Source organism: Bradyrhizobium ganzhouense, assembly GCF_049949285.1.
GTDB classification, from domain to species: domain Bacteria; phylum Pseudomonadota; class Alphaproteobacteria; order Rhizobiales; family Xanthobacteraceae; genus Bradyrhizobium; species Bradyrhizobium ganzhouense.
On sequence record NZ_CP181318.1, the window covers coordinates 7,436,859 to 7,451,965 of the forward strand.

Genomic DNA, 15,107 nt, shown 5'->3' on the forward strand with positions numbered 1-15,107 from the left:
TCCTTCGTGGTCGCGCGGATCGCGGCCTGATCCTTGGGTAGTTATCTCGGGTTGCTATTTGGGCAGTAACGAGGAAATCCCCAAGGAATCCTCTCTGTTAGACGGATACAATTTAGGTGCCGCCCCGGTCGCTGCCAAGGGAACGAGATGGGACTATTTATCCCATCTTAGAGCGATTCCCGCTGAAATAATGGCGTCAAGGCCGGGGTTTCTCCTGCCTGGTTAAGGTGTCCTGACGAGCTCCGGCTGAAACGGCCGGTGTCATGATCCGCCCTCTTCCGCCCTTCAAGCCCCTTTTCACGTTTGCTTTTTCAAGTTTCCTTGGGACCGCCGGGCCGGCGCAGGCGCGATGTGGATACGCCCCCCGGCGAGGCTGATCAAGGCTCCCGCCAGGGTCTGCTTCAGGATGGCACGGCCCTTTGCAGGTGCACGGGAGCGGGCGGACATTTCCCGGTCGCGCATGGCCTGATCGAGCGCGGCCAGCAGGGTCTCGACCTTGCCGAGTTCCGCCGGCCCCTCATGCCCGAGCGCGTCGATGGCCCGCAGCAACAGCCGCAGCCGGACTTCCTCCGGCAGGGTAGCAAAGGCCGCGGCCTCGAAGCTGCGAACGCCTGGCTGTTGCGGCGCATCGCCGCGATCCCGCAAATGGAGGAAGCGCTCGGCGCCGTCGGTCAGCACCTCGACCGCCGCGTTCGCCCGGGCGAGCCGCGCCGATAGACGGACCAGCGTGCGGGCGTCGCCGCCCTCGGCTGCAAGCTGCGGCAGCAGCGCCCGCAACCGCGGCCGTGTGAAGGCCGCGTCGCGGTTGGTGGGATCGTCGGCAAACCCGACCCGGGCCCGCTTGAGGGTGGCGATGAGCTGCGATTTCGGCACATCGAGCAGCGGACGCGCCAGCACGAGGCCGTCGCGCGTCGAGAGGCGCGCCATCGCCGAGAGACCTGCGATGCCGCTGCCGCGGAGCAGCCGCATCAACAGCGTCTCGGCCTGGTCGTCGCGGGTATGGGCGGTCAGCACATGGCTCGCGCCGGCTGCGCGCGCGGCCTGCGCGAGCAGGCGGTAGCGGGCTTCGCGCGCGGCGGCCGGCAATCCGGTTGCCGGCTTTGCACCGCGCCAGCGCAGGGTCCGGTGCGTCAATCCGAGGTCAGTGGCGAGCCGCTTGACCTCACGCGCCTCGCGCGCCGCCTCCGCCCGCAAGCCATGATCGACGGTGACGACGGTGAGCTCCGGGCCGCGCGCGAGGCTGCGCCGCCAGCGCGCCGCGAGCCACATCAGCGCGACCGAGTCGGGCCCGCCGGAGACCGCGAGCACCAGCGCCGGCGCGGCTTTCAGCTCGGCGAAGAGCTGCTTGGCTTCGCGTGCGGAGATCGGAGAATTGTCGTCGTCTGACATGACGCGGCCCAGCAATCACAGGCGGATGGCCCGTCATATCTAGCGCAGCATCATCCGCATTGTCAGGACGCAAACGCCGCAGATCAGCACTTCACCCGCTTCTGCTCGCGGTCGACGGCGGCTTTGACGCCGGCCGAGGCGCGCGGATATTTGCGGCCGACCTCGCCGAAGGCGGCGCAGGCGGCTTCCTTCTCCTTCAGCGCGGCGAGCGACTGGCCGAGCCGCAGCAGCGCATCCGGCGCCTTGGCCGATTTGTCGTATTTGGTGGTGACTGCGAGGAAGGCCTCGGCCGAGTCGCGATATTGCTGGCGCTGGAAATAGCTTTCGCCGAGCCAGTATTGCGCGTCGCCAAGCAGCGGGTCGGTCGGATATTTCGCCGTGAAATTCTTCATGGTCTGCTCGGCGAGCGCATAGTCCTTGCGCTGCATGTAGCCGATGCCGAGGTCGAACTCGTCGCGCGGCGTCGCCGAGGGCGGCAAGGTCGCGAGAGCCGGAGCACCAGCCTGCGCGGGAGAGCCCTGTTGCGCCGGCGGATAGCCGGGCTGTGCTGCGGCCTGCGGATAACGGCCACCATTGTTATTGAGGTCGAGCGGCTCGCCGGGGGCGCGGCCACCGGGCGCGCCACCCTGAGCCGACATCGGCTGCTGGCCACCACCAAGCGCGCGCGGGGCGCCGGGCGCATTCGGCGTCTGGCTCGGGTCGAACGCATCACCGCGGCGACGCGTGCCGGGCGCGCCGGGACCCGGCTGTTCCTGAACGATCGGCGCGGGAGAAGCGATCTGCGGCTGCTCGTAGTTCGGCTGCGCTGCCTGTTGCTGCTGCGGAGGCTGCTGGCGATAGCCAGGGGCGACCTGGGCCGGCGGCAGGGCCGCGACGTTGGGAGCCTGGCCGGGAGCCGCGCCTGGCGCGCCGCCCTCGAGCTGCCGGATGCGATCCTCGAGCTGGCGGTTGCGATATTGCAGCTCTTCGTTCTGGCCGGTGAGCTGGCGCAGCTGGTTCTCCAGCCGCTCGATCCGCATCTCGGGATCATCATCCGACTGGGCGAAGACGGGCGCGCACAAAGAAAGCAGCGCGGCGAACGCCACGGTGCCGGTAATTGCCTTGAATTTGGATGACATCTTGCCCTGACGACGAAAACGAAATCTGCGACGGAACATGCGACGCGCCACACTTTGAAAGGCAGTACGCCAAAAATGTGACTGGCACCACGGGGTTTCTGTCACAGATCGCTGAAACGAAACCGGCGCCCGAGAGGGCGCCGGAATAATCGGTTTCCAAAGATGAACGGCGCCTGACTGAGTATCAGGAGCTCGCGTTCAGCACGGTCACAGCGCGACGGTTCTGCGACCAGCAGGAGATGTCGTTACAGACGGCGACCGGACGCTCCTTGCCGTAGGAGATCGTGCGCATGCGGTTCGCATCGATGCCTCGCGAGGCGAGGAACGAGCGCACCGACTGGGCGCGGCGGGCGCCGAGCGCGATGTTGTACTCGCGGGTGCCGCGCTCGTCGGCGTGACCTTCGATGGTGAAGGAGTAGCGCGGATAGGTCTGCAGCCACTGCGCCTGCTTCTCGAGGGTCACGATCGCCTGCGGGGTCAGATCGGTCTGGTCACTCTCGAAGAACACGCGGTCGCCCACGTTCACCACGAAGTCCTGCTGGCTGCCCGGCGTCGCCGCGCTCGCGTTCGCATCCAAGCCCGCGTTCTGCTTGGCGCAGGCGCCCATCGACAGTGCGATGGCAACCACCGCGGCCAGCTTCAATCCCTGGAGGATACGCATAGGATATTTCATTCCGGAGCCTCCACGCTCACGTTCGTCCACTGCTGTCCGGTCTACAGGGGGTTGGTTAAGCGAACGTTCCGTCAACCTTGACGGAACCTTGCCTCAGCCGGTCAAATGCCCCCAACCAGCGAAAAGCACCCGCCATGGTTAATGGGTTGTAAATGTGGCGCGAGGGTGAAGGCAAGCGGTGTTAGCCGGCAAAAACGCCGAGTCTGCTTGAATTTTGGGCCTTTGCGGGGACCTTGGCGGGAACCGGCGTTAGCCGATCAGGCCACGGTGGTGGCTGGAACGAGGACGGGCCGGGACACAGGCTGGGTCTGGCCGACCCGATCGAACAGCATCCGTCGCTCAAAGGCGCTCGAGCGCATGATGGGAAAGCGGGTCAAGACCCGCTCCCGGAGCTTGGCGAAATCGGAGGCCATCAGGACCACCTTCCGCGAATGCCAGCCCGGGAACGGACGCGGCTCCGTGAGGGTCTCATGCAGGAAGATCCGGCGATAAAACGCCTGGTGATCCGTACGCACCATCGCAAGTCCGAGATCGGCATTGAAATGATCGCAGGCCAGATAGGCCAGCCGCAGCGTCAGATAAGGGAGCTCGTGAAACCGCTGGCTCTTGTCCGGATCTGCTGCAAAACGCGCGGGATCGACGAAAACCTCGCCTCGATCGAGGCGAGAGTTGAGAACATCGCCGAACAATTCCGTGGTGTAGGACATCCGCCATTCTGACGTCAGGACGTGAAGGCGCAGAGAGCTGCAGAGTTCTCCGTCGAGATAGATCCCGAATATCCAGGCGTTGGGCGCATCGTCGTAAGTGTCGACGATCCGCTGAGATGCCGATGGTGAGATCAGTCCGCCGTGAAGATAGGCCCTGTAGCGCATCGCGTAGACGGCATCACGGTCCTCGGGAGTCTCGATGAGGCGGTAGTCGAGGCGGTCGAACAACCCTGCCCCTCGAATTTCGAGCGGCGCGCGCGGCTCGGCTCCTGACTTCATCACATACTCCCGCCCACTCAAGGCAACTTCCGCGAGTGTGGACAAGATTAATGTTTCCTTAACCGAATTGCAAAGGGTTCGAATTGTTAGGGTTAAGGATCATGGCCCGTAGGACCCCGGGGAAATGCGGAGAAACGTTGAGGAAATGGCGACGGCCGGGAGCGCGGCGCTAGCCAAACGACCGCGAGGAGATCGAGACGATCTGAGCGTCCGCGATGCGGCGACCATACGAGGCGTCGAGCAACTGGCGGATCCGGACGGCCGGAACCGGCCGGCTGAACAAGTATCCCTGTCCCTCGGAGACGGTGCCGTCGGCGCTAACCAGCTCGAGCTGCTCGTTGGTCTCGATGCCCTCGACCACGACCGCCATGCCGAGGTCGGCGGATAGCCGCGCCACGCCGCGCAACAGCGTCAGCGGGCGGTCGGTGTCGATGCCCTCGAGGAAAGAGCGGTCGATCTTGACCTTCTGCATCGGGAAGTTGTGCAGATAGCTGAGGCTGGAATAGCCGGTGCCGAAATCGTCCAGCGAGATGCGCACGCCGAGCGCATGCAGCTGCGACAGGATATCGTGGGTGAGCTGGGTGTTGCGCAGCAGTGAGGATTCGGTGATCTCGATCTCGAGGCGGTGCGCCGGCAGGCCCGACACTTCGAGCGCGTAGCGGATCTCGCTCAGCACGTCGCGCTGGTGGAATTGCTGCGGTGAGAAGTTGACGGCGACGCTGACGCCCTCCGGCCACTTCATGCATTCCATGCAGGCGCGGCGCAGGATCCAGCGGCCGAGATCGACGATCAGGCCCATGTCCTCGGCGACCGGGATGATATCGACCGGCGAGACCGTGCCGCGCACCGGATGATTCCAGCGCAGCAGCGCTTCGCAGGTGGTGATCTTGCCGGACTTCAGATTGACCAGCGGCTGGTAGAACAGCTCGAACTCCTCGTTGGCGAGCGCCTTGCGCAGGTCGAGCTCGAGGATGCGGCGGGCCTCGACGGTGGCCGCCATCTCGTCGCGGAAGAAGCAGAAGGTGCCGCGGCCGTCGGCCTTGGCGCGGTAGAGCGCCATGTCGGCGTTCTTGAGCAGCGTGTCGGCACTGGCGCCCTCCGGCGAGGTCAGCGCGATGCCGACGCTGGCGCCGATCTCGACCAGGTGATTGTCGATCCGGTAGCGCTCGCTCAGGCGCTCGACGATGCGGCGGGCAAGGCTCGCGGCATCCTCGGCCGCGTTGATATTCTGCTGGAATACGACGAACTCGTCGCCGCCGAAGCGGGCGACGAAATCCTCGGGGCGCAGCATCTCGCGCAGGCGGTTGGCCACCGCACAGAGCAGCTGGTCGCCGCAGGGATGGCCGAGCGTGTCGTTGACCTGCTTGAACTGGTCGAGGTCGATGAACAGCAGCGCGGAGAGCCGGTCGGAATGACGCGAGGCCGCCAGCAGGGATTCGATCTCGTTGCGGAAATGGACCCGGTTGGGGAGCGCCGTCAATTCGTCGTAACGGGCAAGATGGGTAATCTTGGCCTCGGCATTACGCCGCTCGGTCACGTCCTCGAGCAGCAGCACTGCGCCGCCGTCGGCCATCGGCTGGACCGTCCAGGACAATGACCGGTTTCTCTCCGCGTCGGGGTCGATGGTCACGATCTCGTTCGGGTGCGAATTCTCGATCTCGGCGACGATCATCTCGCCGCTCGCGGCCGAGATGGAGCCGGAGCTGACGCACGCAGCCAGGATGTCACGCGCGCTGATGCCGTTCCGGGCGAGATCGTTGGGGAGGTCCAGCATCTCGCTGAACCGGTGATTCATCACCGCGAGCTGCCTGTCGACGCGGAACATGCACAGACCGTGCGGCATGTTGTTCAGGGCGGTATCGAACTGGCCGGCGAGCGCGGCTTCGCGCTCACGGGCCACGACCGCGCGCATGAATATTCTGTGCAGATTGGCCGAGAGCTGCATGATCGCCAGCAGGAATGCGGCGCTCACGAGTGCCATGGCGATGTAGTAGGGCGTACCGTGCGATGCCAGCGCGATGACGGCAGGACCGAACATGAGGCCGGCCTGCAGATGGTAGATCGACGGCCGCCCGTAAGCGCGTCCGGCGCCTCCCCCGACGATCCCCGTGGTGATGGAGAGAGCGATCATGTGGACGACGGCGTCGTCAGTGCTCACCAGAGCGAGCGCGCACCATGTCCCAATGGCAGCCGCCTGGATCAGCGCGCCGATCAGATAACGCCTTTGCCAGACCACGGCTTCTTCGGCGGTCAGGCTGGCTTTGCGCGGCAGGAAGCGCCGCAGATCGAACAACCGGAGAGCTCCGGCCAGGATGATCAGCGCCACCGTCGCCCAGGTCAGGGTTTGTCCGGTCCTCAGCGCCGTGATGGCGGCCCCGATAGCGACGAAGACGATACCCGCAAACAGCGGACCGGGCGCTTCGAACAGGGAATCATTCAGCGCCGCCGACACTGGGGGCGCCGTCTGTCCTCGATCGGATTTTCCGGTCTGGCTTGCGAACTGCATTTTCGTTTGTACGCGCGTCCTGTTTGGCGCGTACTTTTACCCACACCAGATGAAGCCTTTCTGAGGGAACATCGTTAAAGTCGAGTTGTTTTTCGGCAATAGCGAAACCGTTTCTGCTGAGAAATCAAGCAACTAGGCAAGCCTTGCCGGGCACAAGGTGAAGGAAAGCTTGCCGCGCACGCAGAAACCCGAAAAATCGGCGTTTTTTTTAAACCCCGCGCGTTGCAAACGCGCGATCGACCTATTGGCCTGCGGTCGCAGACAGCAACGGCGACCAAGCCGGATCGGAAGCGAAGCCCGGCGTCGGCACCTTCAACTCGTTGCGGCCGGAGATGTCGACCGAGAACAGCGACGGTCCGCCATTGCCGCCGGGATCGCGGAAGAACATCAGCACGCGGCCGTTCGGCGAGAAGGTCGGGCCCTCATTGTGATAGCCGGAGGTGAGGAGCCGCTCGCCGGAGCCGTCCGGCTTCATGACGCCGATCGAGAACTGCCCGCCGCCCTGCCTGGTGAAGGCGATGTAATCGCCGCGCGGCGACCACACCGGTGTCGAGTAGGTGGCGTTGTTGTCGTCCTTCGAGAAGGAGATGCGCTGCGCCTGTCCGCCGCCCGCCGCCATCACATAGATCTGCGACCTGCCGCCGCGATCGGACTCGAAGCAGATGCGGGTGCCGTCCGGCGAGTAAGACGGAGACGTATCGATCGCCGGCGTGTCGGTGAGGCGCGTGGTCGAGCGCGAGCGCAGATCCATCGCGAACAGATTGGAATTGCCGCCCTGCTGCAGGCTCATGATGACGCGCTGACCGTCCGGCGAGAACCTTGGAGCAAAGGTCATGCCGGGGAAGTTGCCGACGATCTCGCGCTGGCCGGTCTCGATGTTGAAGAGATAGACCTTCGGATCGCCCTGCCCGAACTCCATATAGGTGATCTCTTGCGAGTTCGGCGAGAAGCGCGGCGTCAGCACGAGGTCGGCGCCCCGGGTCAGATAGCGCACATTGGCGCCGTCCTGGTCCATCATCGCCAGCCGCTTGACGCGGCGCTCCTTCGGCCCGGACTCGTCGACGAACACGACGCGGCTGTCGAAATAGCCCTTTTCGCCGGTCATCTGCTCGTAGATCTGGTCGGAGATGATGTGGGCGATGCGGCGCCAATATTCCGGCGAGGTGAAATATTGCTGGCCGGCGAGCTGCTGGCCGGTCACCACGTCCCACAGGCGGAATTCGGCCTTGAGGCGGCCGTCCGGCTGCCGCGTCATGCGGCCGGTGACGAGGGCCTGCGCGTTAAGGGTCTTCCAGTTCTGGAATTGCGGCGCGACGTCGATATTGCTGATGCGCTCGATGAAGGCGGCCTGGTCGATCGGGGCGAACAGGCCCGAGCGCTTCAGATTGTTGGTGATGACCTGCGTGACGCCGTTGCTGACATCGCCGTCGGCGGGCGAGCCCGGCACGAAATTGGTGATCGCGATCGGGATCGGGCGAAACTCCGTGGGATCGATGCGCAGCCGCCCCTGCGGCTGCGGCTGCTGAGCAAACGCCTGGCCGCCCCCGAGCAACGCGAGCGTCGACCCGGTCAGGGTCATGAAGCGGCGGCGGTTCATCGATCGAACGTCATTCATCGCAAAATTCTTTTGTTCGGATGTCACAACATGTCTTTCAGGCCGAAAGTCATCGGAATGAGCTTCCAGCTGTCGTATTGCTGCTTCGGCAGGAACGAATACACCTGGCACTGCACGATGGCGCGCTTGGCACTCTCCGCGACCGCCTGGGCGATCGACCGCGACGGTCCTCGCACCGCGACGATGACAGGCTCCGACGCCAGCGATCCGTCGACCCTCATGGGAATGTCGATGTCGGCTTCGTATAGGTTCGCGTCCTGCCCGTTATAGGTCGGCGTGAAGCAGCGCTTGACCGCGCCCTGGAATGCACCTTGCCAGGTCGCGACGTTGTTGGCGGCCGCCCCGGTCGTCGAGCCCAGTGACGCAGAAGCATTCAGCGCCGAGCCGGCGAGCTCGTGCCGGGTCGCAGCACGCTTGTCGAGGTCTCGGGCAATCTGCGCGGGATCGAAGGTACGTTCCTTGGGCTTCGGCTGCTGCTGCGGCTGCACCGCCGCGACCTTCTGCTCTACCGGCTTGGGCGGCGGCTTCTTGGTATCCAGCTTCTTCTGAAGCTCCGCAATCGGATCTTCCTTGGCCGGATCAGGCTTCTTCTCCTGCGGCTTCGGCTCTTCCTTCGGCTTGGTCTCCGCGACCGGCTTCGGCGGATCGGGCTTCTTCTCGACCGGCTTTTCGACAGGCGGCGGCGGCGTATCGGGGGTCGAGTTGGTCTTGATCAGCTCTTTCTTCTCGGTGACCTTGCCGGCGGCGTCTTCCTCGGGCTTGGCCTCGGCGATCTTCTCGACCTTGGGCTTCGGCTCTTCCTTCTTGCCGGTCTTCTGCCCCGACATCATCTGCGCGAGCTGGTCGCTGGAGATGATATCGACCGGAAGCGACTCTTCCGGCGCGATGAAGGCCTTGCTGCTAAAGGTGAGCAGGCCCCATCCAATCACGAGGACGTGGAGGGCAATCGACGCAACGAGTGTCTTGTCGACGTTCACCTTCACCGGCTTAGGACCCCTGATCCGCCTCGGTGACGAGCGCCAGCTTCTTGAAACCCGCGCCCGACAACAAACCCATCACCCTCGCCACCGTGCCGTAGTCCGCCTTCTTGTCGGCGCGCAGATAGATGCGTTCCTCGAGCCCGCCGCGCGCGTCCGTTATCGCCTTCAGCTTCGGGATCAGATCGGTCAGCGCCACCTCGGCGTCGTTGATGAACACCTTGCCCTTGATGTCGACCGACATCTGCAACGGCTTCTGGTCGTTCTGGTCGAGGCTCTTGGCCTGGGTTTGCGGCAGGTCGAGCGGCACGCCCACGGTCAAAAGCGGCGCCGACACCATGAAGATGATGAGCAGCACCAGCATCACGTCGACCATCGGCGTGACGTTGATCTCGGCCATGACCGGCTTGCGCCGGCTGCGGCGCCCGCCGCCTCCGGACGAACTGGCTACGTTCATGCCCATGGCTTGGTGCCCAATCTCGCCTTCACACTATACATGCCGTCCGTCAGCCCCGCTCGTCGATCTGACGGGACAGAATGGCTGAAAATTCATCTGCGAAGCCCTCGAGCCGCTGCGCCTGCCGGTTCACCTCGGAAGTGAACTTATTGTAGAAAATAGTGGCAGGAATGGCGGCGATAAGGCCGACCGCGGTAGCAAACAGCGCTTCCGCGATGCCGGGCGCCACCACCGCCAGAGAGGTATTTTTCGACGCCGCGATCGACTGGAAGCTCGACATGATGCCCCAGACCGTGCCGAACAGGCCGACGAAGGGGCCGGCGGAGCCGACAGTCGCGAGCACCAGCAGGCGGCGTTCCAGCCGCTCGACCTCGCGGGCGATCGAGACGTTCATGACCTTGTCGATACGCATCTGCAGGCCCGCGACCGAGCGGGCGTGGCTTTCGAACGAGCGCTTCCATTCGCGCATCGCGGCGACGAAACAGGCCGCCATGGAATGGGTCGGCTTGGCCGAGAGCGTGCGATAGAGCTCCTCGATCGACTCGCCGGACCAGAACGCCTGCTCGAACCGGTCCATCGAGCGGCGGGTGCGGGCATAGAGGAAGATCTTGTCGATCGCGATGGCCCAGACCCAGACCGAGCAGGACAGCAGGCCCAGCATGACACACTTCACGATCCAGTGAGCCTGCCAGAACAGCGCGATCAGCGACACGTCGGCGGAGGCGGCAACCGGAAGGGCGGACTGAGCCACGTCGGCCGGATTCATCAGCAGTATCCTCTCAAGGCGATCGTTACCTACGTCCTGGCCCGCAAATGGCGGCCGGTTCCCGAGTAGCCGCGCTAGAACCGGCGCGGCTGGCAAGCCCGCTCAAAGCCTTGTCTTTCTGGGGTGCAGGGGCTTGTCCAAAGCCGCCGCCTGCATTCCCTGCCAAGATGTCAAAACTAAGGGCCCCGACCCGAGGGACTTGACTTCGGGCTTTGGGCGCGGCTGTCCGTAATTACCAGAGCCCGGCCATGGTTAATGTGCGGTTACCGCGACCGAATTTGGCTGCGGGAAAGACAGCCAACGCAGGAGGTTGGACGCGGGAAGAGACGGCATTGAGCGCCTCATGGGGATGGCTCCGTCCCTTTCCGATCCACCGGCTCCTCAAGCTGGTTCCACGGTGTCGTCCGGGCCCATGACCGCCACGACATGCTCAGCGGAGCAGACCTTCGCCATGCAATTTGTGCGACGCACGACGGTCGCTTCGCTTCGCGAATGGCGGCACAGCTCTATTGTTTTTGCCTGCAAACCGCCTGAGAGTGTCGGATGGGCCGCTCGTCAACCGATGGTAGTGGCGAATGAGCGGCCGTCATAGGGGAGGTCTTCATGGAACAGATTCTGATCAACCTCATCTCCGGCGCGCTTGGTGGAGTTGGCGCAGGCAAGTCTTCGCCGACATTTGATCTCGGAATGGCCGGCAACATCATTTCCGGTCTGGTCGGCGGCGGAGTGCTCGGCCAGGTCGTGACGTTGTTGCTTCCCTCCGTCGCGGCCGCTGTGCAATCGGGAAATCTGAGCGTCGGCGGTGTCGTGTCGCAGCTCGTCGCCGGTGGCGCCGGCGGGGCGATCCTCACCGCGATCATTGGCGCCATCAAGAACAAGGCTGCCGCCTGATCCTTCGGGCTGCGCCCTACCACTTCTCCTTCGAGGTCCGCACGTCGAGTTCGAACGACCAGGCGCGCTCCGGCTGGCGGTAGAGGAAGGCGAAGGCATCGACGATGCCCTCGATGCTGATCAGGCTGTCCTCGCGACCTGCAGCGTCGGGAAAGCGCGAGAAGATCTTGTCGCCGGCGATCGCGCCGTCGACCACGACATGGCCGACATGGATGCCGTCGGGCGCATATTCCTTGGCCATGGCCTGCGCCAGCGTGCGCACGCCGGATTTGGCCGAGTTGAACGCGCCGTAGCCGGAGCGTCCGCGCAGCGAGGCGCTGGCGCCGGTGAAGAGCAGCGTGCCGGTCTTCTTCGGCACCATGCGGCGCACCGCTTCGCGGCCGAACAGGAAGCCGCCGAAGCAGACCACGCGCCAGGCATTCTCGAAGTAATCGGCGTCCATCTCGATGATCTTTCCCGGCGTGTTGTTGCCGGCGTTGTAGATCGCGAGGTCGAGGTCTTCGCCGGCGGCATCGAACAAGGCGGTGATGTCGCTCTCCCTGGTCGCGTCCGCGACGACAGGCGTGGCCACACCGCCTGCCTTTGCGATGTCATCCACGACCGCCTGCAACGCCGACAGCGTCCGGCCCGCAACGATCACCTTGAGCCCTTGGGCCGCAAAACGCTTGCAGAGCTGGGCGCCAAGGCCCCGCTCCGGTCCGACGCCGATCACGATTGCAGTCTTCATTGCACGCTCCGACAATTGAAAGGTGATGAGGTGAATCACACCGCCGAGGCGGGCTCGGGGCAGTTGGTGAGCCGCGCGGGATTGCCGACCGCGGTGCAGCCGCCGGGCACATCCGATGTCACGACCGTGCCGGCGCCGATTTTTGCAAAATCACCGATGCTGATGTCGCCGAGAATGGTCGCGCCGGCGCCGACATAGACGCCGCGCCCGATGCGGGGCGAGCGCGTCGGCAGTTCACCGCTGCGGCCGACGCTGACGTTCTGCAGGATCGTGACCTCGTCGCCGATCACGACATTGGCGCCGATCATGATGCCGGTGGCGTGGTCGAGATAGACGGACGAGCCGATCTGCGCGGCCGGGTGAATGCTGACCTGCAGGATGTTCGACGCCTCGTTCTGGAACAGCAGCGCCGCATCGCGATGGTCATGACGCCAGAGCCAGTTCGAGACGCGCCAGGCTTGCAGCGCGACATAGCCCTTGAAATGCAGCAGCGGCGCCAACGGGCTGGCGATGGCTGGATCGCTGCGCACGATGGCCTGCAAATCGCGGCCGGCCGCTTCGATCAATCCGGGTGAGCCGCGAAAGGCGTCGAGAGCAAAGGCGGTGAAGCGCGCACGCTCCGTGCCATCACCACCAAGCCTGCGCCCGATCAGATCGGCCAGGGCGGCGCCAAAACCGTCATGAACGAGGACCGCATCGGCAAGAGATTTGCCAAAGACAGGATCGGCCGCCATCGCGCGCTGCGCCTCGCCGCGTATCGTCTGCCAGAGACTGTCGTTGGTCGCAGCTGCCATCGTTGCCGCCTCCGGTATTTCAGCACTGATATCTCAAATATAGGCCGTGGGCAGCCCGCGCGCCACGCCGCGTCAGCGGCACTGTCGCTCTCCGCGCACCATGCCGCAGGTCCCCGTGAGGCTACGAGCTTGCATGCCAGGCATCTCCGACCATATAGTCCATTGAACTTTTGGCCGGCTCTGCGTCGGCCGGGGATGCCCACGTAAGGCGTCTCGTTCGAGCCCCGCGGTGGTCTGCCATCCGCGGGTTTTTCGTACCCGGCGGCCTTCGGCGCCGCCGACACGAATCCCCTCACCCAAGGTCACGCCAAGACATGTCGCCCAACGCGCCCGCCCACGACCACCACGACGACGTCATGTACCCCTCCGCCGTGCCGTTCGTGCTGGTCCATCTCGGCTGCTTCGCGGCCATCTGGTCAGGCGTCACCTGGCAGGCCCTCGCGATCTGCGGGTCACTGTATGTCGTGCGCATGTTTGCGATCGGGGCAGGTTACCACCGCTATTTCTCGCACAAGGCTTTTGCGACCGGCCGGGTGTTTCAGTTCATCCTGGCCTGGCTTGCGCAAAGCACCGCGCAGAAGAGCGTGTTGTGGTGGGCGGCCAAGCATCGGCACCATCATCTGCATTCCGATACCGAATTGGACGTGCATTCGCCGCGTCAGCGCGGTTTCCTGTACAGCCATCTCGGCTGGATTTTTTACCGGGAGCACGATGCGACCGACCTTGTGAAGGTCGGCGATCTCGCAGTCTATCCGGAACTGATGTGGCTGCATCGGCTGGAGCTTCTGCCGGCCGTGACGCTTGCGCTGCTCTGCTTCCTGGTAGCGGGCTGGTCGGGTTTCGTCGTCGGCTTCCTGTGGAGCACGGTGCTGGTCTATCACGCGACCTTCTGCATCAATTCCCTCGCGCACGTGCATGGACGCAAGCGCTACGTGACGGGCGACGATTCCCGCAACAACTGGCTGCTGGCGCTGCTCACCATGGGTGAAGGCTGGCACAACAATCACCACGCCTACCAGAGCAGCGTGCGACAAGGCTTTCGCTGGTGGGAAATCGACGTGACCTATTACATTCTGAAGATCCTGTCCTGGTTCGGAATCGTCTGGAACATGAAGGCACCGCCCGAGCAGGTGCTGCGCAACGAGCAGCCGCTCGGCGCACGTGTCATCAATCGCGCAGCCCGCGAGCTTGCCGGGCGGTTCGATGCGCACGCTCTGGCGCACGCGATCTCGTCGGCGCTGCACCGGGCCGATCTTGCCCCGTTGCAACTGCCGACGCTGCACGACATCCTCAATCGCGCGCATGACCGCGTCGATGCGCTGACGCATCTGCATCTGCCGAAGATTCCGACCCGCGAAGAGTTTCTCACGGAAGCCAGGGCGATGTTCGCGCGAACGCGATCACTCAACGAGATCGTCGACCACGCCTACGAACACTTCCTGACATCGGTCCGCGCGCAGCTCGTGACGGTGCGCTGAAGCTCGCGGCCATCGCGCGCATGGCCTGATCGGGTTCGCTTGCGCAAGCGGGGCGAGGTTGAAAAACCAAACCGCCCGCCTGCGGGGTGCGCAGGCGGGCGGCTCGGGGCCATCAGGACTTTGGGGGCATGCGCCTGAAGGCTTTGAGGGGTATCAGCCCTGCTGCTGGTCGGCCGGCGGCGGGGTCGGACGCGTCTTGTGCTGGGCCATGAACTGGTCGAACTCTTCCTTGTCCTTGGCGTGGCGCAGACGGTCGAGGAAGTTCTTGAATTCGACCTGCTCCTCCTCGAGCCGCTGCAGCGTCTCGGTGCGGTATTCGTCGAAGGCACGGTTGCCGGAGGACGGCGGGCCGAAGCCAAAGCCGAAACCACGGCGCTCCATGCGGCCGCGCATGCGGTCCATCTTGTACTGCATCCGCTCCATCTTGTTCTGCCAGCGATCCTGATTGCTCCAGCACGACATTCTTCTGCTCCCGAGTGTGAAAAAGAGAAGGGCAAGTCCGATCGGCCACCAGATGATGAAGCCGAGAATGGTCACGGCAATCCAGCCAGGATGCCAGGGCGTATCGAGCATGTGGGGCCGCTCGTACTGTTGCTGCTGATCCGAGGGGCCGCGCCAGCGATTGACATCAGCGGTGTAGGCCATTTCCCTTCTCCATCACGGCATCTGCCGTTGTGAATGTAAATAACATTTACATAGCTAGACCATCCCGCGATTTTGTCAAGCTGGC

General features: G+C 64.3%; 14 protein-coding genes. 2 read left to right on the forward strand and 12 right to left on the reverse strand.

Translation table 11 applies throughout. The features are described from left to right. Positions 1 to 297: 297 nt before the first annotated feature. The 9 genes from tilS to tolQ form a co-directional block, all read right to left on the reverse strand. The gene (tilS, locus tag ACLFLU_RS34580; protein WP_426409161.1) at positions 298 to 1,389 is read right to left on the reverse strand and encodes a tRNA lysidine(34) synthetase TilS; all 1,092 of its coding nucleotides are present in this window, start codon (positions 1,387 to 1,389) and stop codon (positions 298 to 300) included. Positions 1,390 to 1,472: 83 nt separating this feature from the next. Further along, positions 1,473 to 2,507, reverse strand: coding sequence for a tol-pal system protein YbgF (gene ybgF, locus ACLFLU_RS34585; protein WP_426409162.1), 1,035 nt, complete (start codon positions 2,505 to 2,507; stop codon positions 1,473 to 1,475). Between the two features lie 184 nt (positions 2,508 to 2,691). After that, positions 2,692 to 3,180: a peptidoglycan-associated lipoprotein Pal gene (gene pal, locus ACLFLU_RS34590; protein ID WP_148772002.1), complete on the reverse strand. Its 489-nt coding sequence runs from the start codon at positions 3,178 to 3,180 to the stop codon at positions 2,692 to 2,694. Between the two features lie 257 nt (positions 3,181 to 3,437). Beyond that, positions 3,438 to 4,166, reverse strand: a complete 729-nt coding sequence (locus ACLFLU_RS34595) for an N-acyl amino acid synthase FeeM domain-containing protein (RefSeq protein ID WP_426409163.1) — start codon at positions 4,164 to 4,166, stop codon at positions 3,438 to 3,440. Between the two features lie 169 nt (positions 4,167 to 4,335). Then, entirely contained in the window at positions 4,336 to 6,672 is a 2,337-nt protein-coding gene (locus tag ACLFLU_RS34600; RefSeq protein WP_426409164.1) for a putative bifunctional diguanylate cyclase/phosphodiesterase, read from the reverse strand. A gap of 241 nt (positions 6,673 to 6,913) precedes the next feature. After that, positions 6,914 to 8,269 carry a Tol-Pal system beta propeller repeat protein TolB gene (tolB, locus tag ACLFLU_RS34605; protein ID WP_426414131.1) on the reverse strand — a complete coding sequence of 452 codons (1,356 nt, stop codon included), beginning with the start codon at positions 8,267 to 8,269 and terminating at the stop codon, positions 6,914 to 6,916. 41 nt (positions 8,270 to 8,310) lie between these two features. Beyond that, a complete protein-coding gene (locus ACLFLU_RS34610; protein WP_426409165.1) occupies positions 8,311 to 9,270 on the reverse strand; it encodes a protein TolA in 960 nt (319 codons plus the stop codon). A 4-nt stretch (positions 9,271 to 9,274) separates the two neighbouring features. After that, a complete protein-coding gene (gene tolR, locus ACLFLU_RS34615; protein ID WP_426409166.1) occupies positions 9,275 to 9,727 on the reverse strand; it encodes a protein TolR in 453 nt (150 codons plus the stop codon). Positions 9,728 to 9,770: 43 nt separating this feature from the next. Next, entirely contained in the window at positions 9,771 to 10,487 is a 717-nt protein-coding gene (gene tolQ, locus ACLFLU_RS34620; protein WP_027532430.1) for a protein TolQ, read from the reverse strand. 603 nt (positions 10,488 to 11,090) lie between these two features. Here tolQ and ACLFLU_RS34625 point away from each other — a divergent pair. Then, positions 11,091 to 11,378: a hypothetical protein gene (locus tag ACLFLU_RS34625; protein WP_426409167.1), complete on the forward strand. Its 288-nt coding sequence runs from the start codon at positions 11,091 to 11,093 to the stop codon at positions 11,376 to 11,378. Positions 11,379 to 11,394: 16 nt separating this feature from the next. Here ACLFLU_RS34625 and ACLFLU_RS34630 read toward each other — a convergent pair whose 3' ends face one another. Together ACLFLU_RS34630 and ACLFLU_RS34635 are read right to left on the reverse strand one after the other, a co-directional pair. After that, positions 11,395 to 12,105 (reverse strand): SDR family NAD(P)-dependent oxidoreductase, encoded by a 711-nt coding sequence (locus ACLFLU_RS34630; RefSeq protein ID WP_426409168.1) that lies wholly within the window; start codon positions 12,103 to 12,105, stop codon positions 11,395 to 11,397. A 35-nt stretch (positions 12,106 to 12,140) separates the two neighbouring features. After that, complete coding sequence (locus ACLFLU_RS34635; RefSeq protein WP_426409169.1) at positions 12,141 to 12,899, reverse strand: serine O-acetyltransferase; 759 nt, start codon at positions 12,897 to 12,899, stop codon at positions 12,141 to 12,143. A gap of 314 nt (positions 12,900 to 13,213) precedes the next feature. Here ACLFLU_RS34635 and ACLFLU_RS34640 point away from each other — a divergent pair, with 314 nt between their 5' ends. Then, positions 13,214 to 14,377 (forward strand): acyl-CoA desaturase, encoded by a 1,164-nt coding sequence (locus ACLFLU_RS34640; protein ID WP_426409170.1) that lies wholly within the window; start codon positions 13,214 to 13,216, stop codon positions 14,375 to 14,377. A gap of 153 nt (positions 14,378 to 14,530) precedes the next feature. Here ACLFLU_RS34640 and ACLFLU_RS34645 read toward each other — a convergent pair whose 3' ends face one another. Beyond that, positions 14,531 to 15,022 carry a DUF2852 domain-containing protein gene (locus ACLFLU_RS34645; RefSeq protein WP_426409171.1) on the reverse strand — a complete coding sequence of 164 codons (492 nt, stop codon included), beginning with the start codon at positions 15,020 to 15,022 and terminating at the stop codon, positions 14,531 to 14,533. Positions 15,023 to 15,107: the final 85 nt, after the last annotated feature.

What these genes read in the sequence shown, in the direction of transcription:
- tilS (WP_426409161.1), bottom strand. Translation starts at nt 1,389, where the DNA reads ATGTCAGACGACGACAATTCTCCGATCTCCGCACGCGAAGCCAAGCAG.
- ybgF (WP_426409162.1), bottom strand. Translation starts at nt 2,507, where the DNA reads ATGTCATCCAAATTCAAGGCAATTACCGGCACCGTGGCGTTCGCCGCG.
- pal (WP_148772002.1), bottom strand. Translation starts at nt 3,180, where the DNA reads ATGAAATATCCTATGCGTATCCTCCAGGGATTGAAGCTGGCCGCGGTG.
- ACLFLU_RS34595 (WP_426409163.1), bottom strand. Translation starts at nt 4,166, where the DNA reads ATGAAGTCAGGAGCCGAGCCGCGCGCGCCGCTCGAAATTCGAGGGGCA.
- ACLFLU_RS34600 (WP_426409164.1), bottom strand. Translation starts at nt 6,672, where the DNA reads ATGCAGTTCGCAAGCCAGACCGGAAAATCCGATCGAGGACAGACGGCG.
- tolB (WP_426414131.1), bottom strand. Translation starts at nt 8,269, where the DNA reads ATGAACCGCCGCCGCTTCATGACCCTGACCGGGTCGACGCTCGCGTTG.
- tolR (WP_426409166.1), bottom strand. Translation starts at nt 9,727, where the DNA reads ATGGGCATGAACGTAGCCAGTTCGTCCGGAGGCGGCGGGCGCCGCAGC.
- tolQ (WP_027532430.1), bottom strand. Translation starts at nt 10,487, where the DNA reads ATGAATCCGGCCGACGTGGCTCAGTCCGCCCTTCCGGTTGCCGCCTCC.
- ACLFLU_RS34625 (WP_426409167.1), top strand. Translation starts at nt 11,091, where the DNA reads ATGGAACAGATTCTGATCAACCTCATCTCCGGCGCGCTTGGTGGAGTT.
- ACLFLU_RS34630 (WP_426409168.1), bottom strand. Translation starts at nt 12,105, where the DNA reads ATGAAGACTGCAATCGTGATCGGCGTCGGACCGGAGCGGGGCCTTGGC.
- ACLFLU_RS34635 (WP_426409169.1), bottom strand. Translation starts at nt 12,899, where the DNA reads ATGGCAGCTGCGACCAACGACAGTCTCTGGCAGACGATACGCGGCGAG.
- ACLFLU_RS34640 (WP_426409170.1), top strand. Translation starts at nt 13,214, where the DNA reads ATGTCGCCCAACGCGCCCGCCCACGACCACCACGACGACGTCATGTAC.
- ACLFLU_RS34645 (WP_426409171.1), bottom strand. Translation starts at nt 15,022, where the DNA reads ATGGCCTACACCGCTGATGTCAATCGCTGGCGCGGCCCCTCGGATCAG.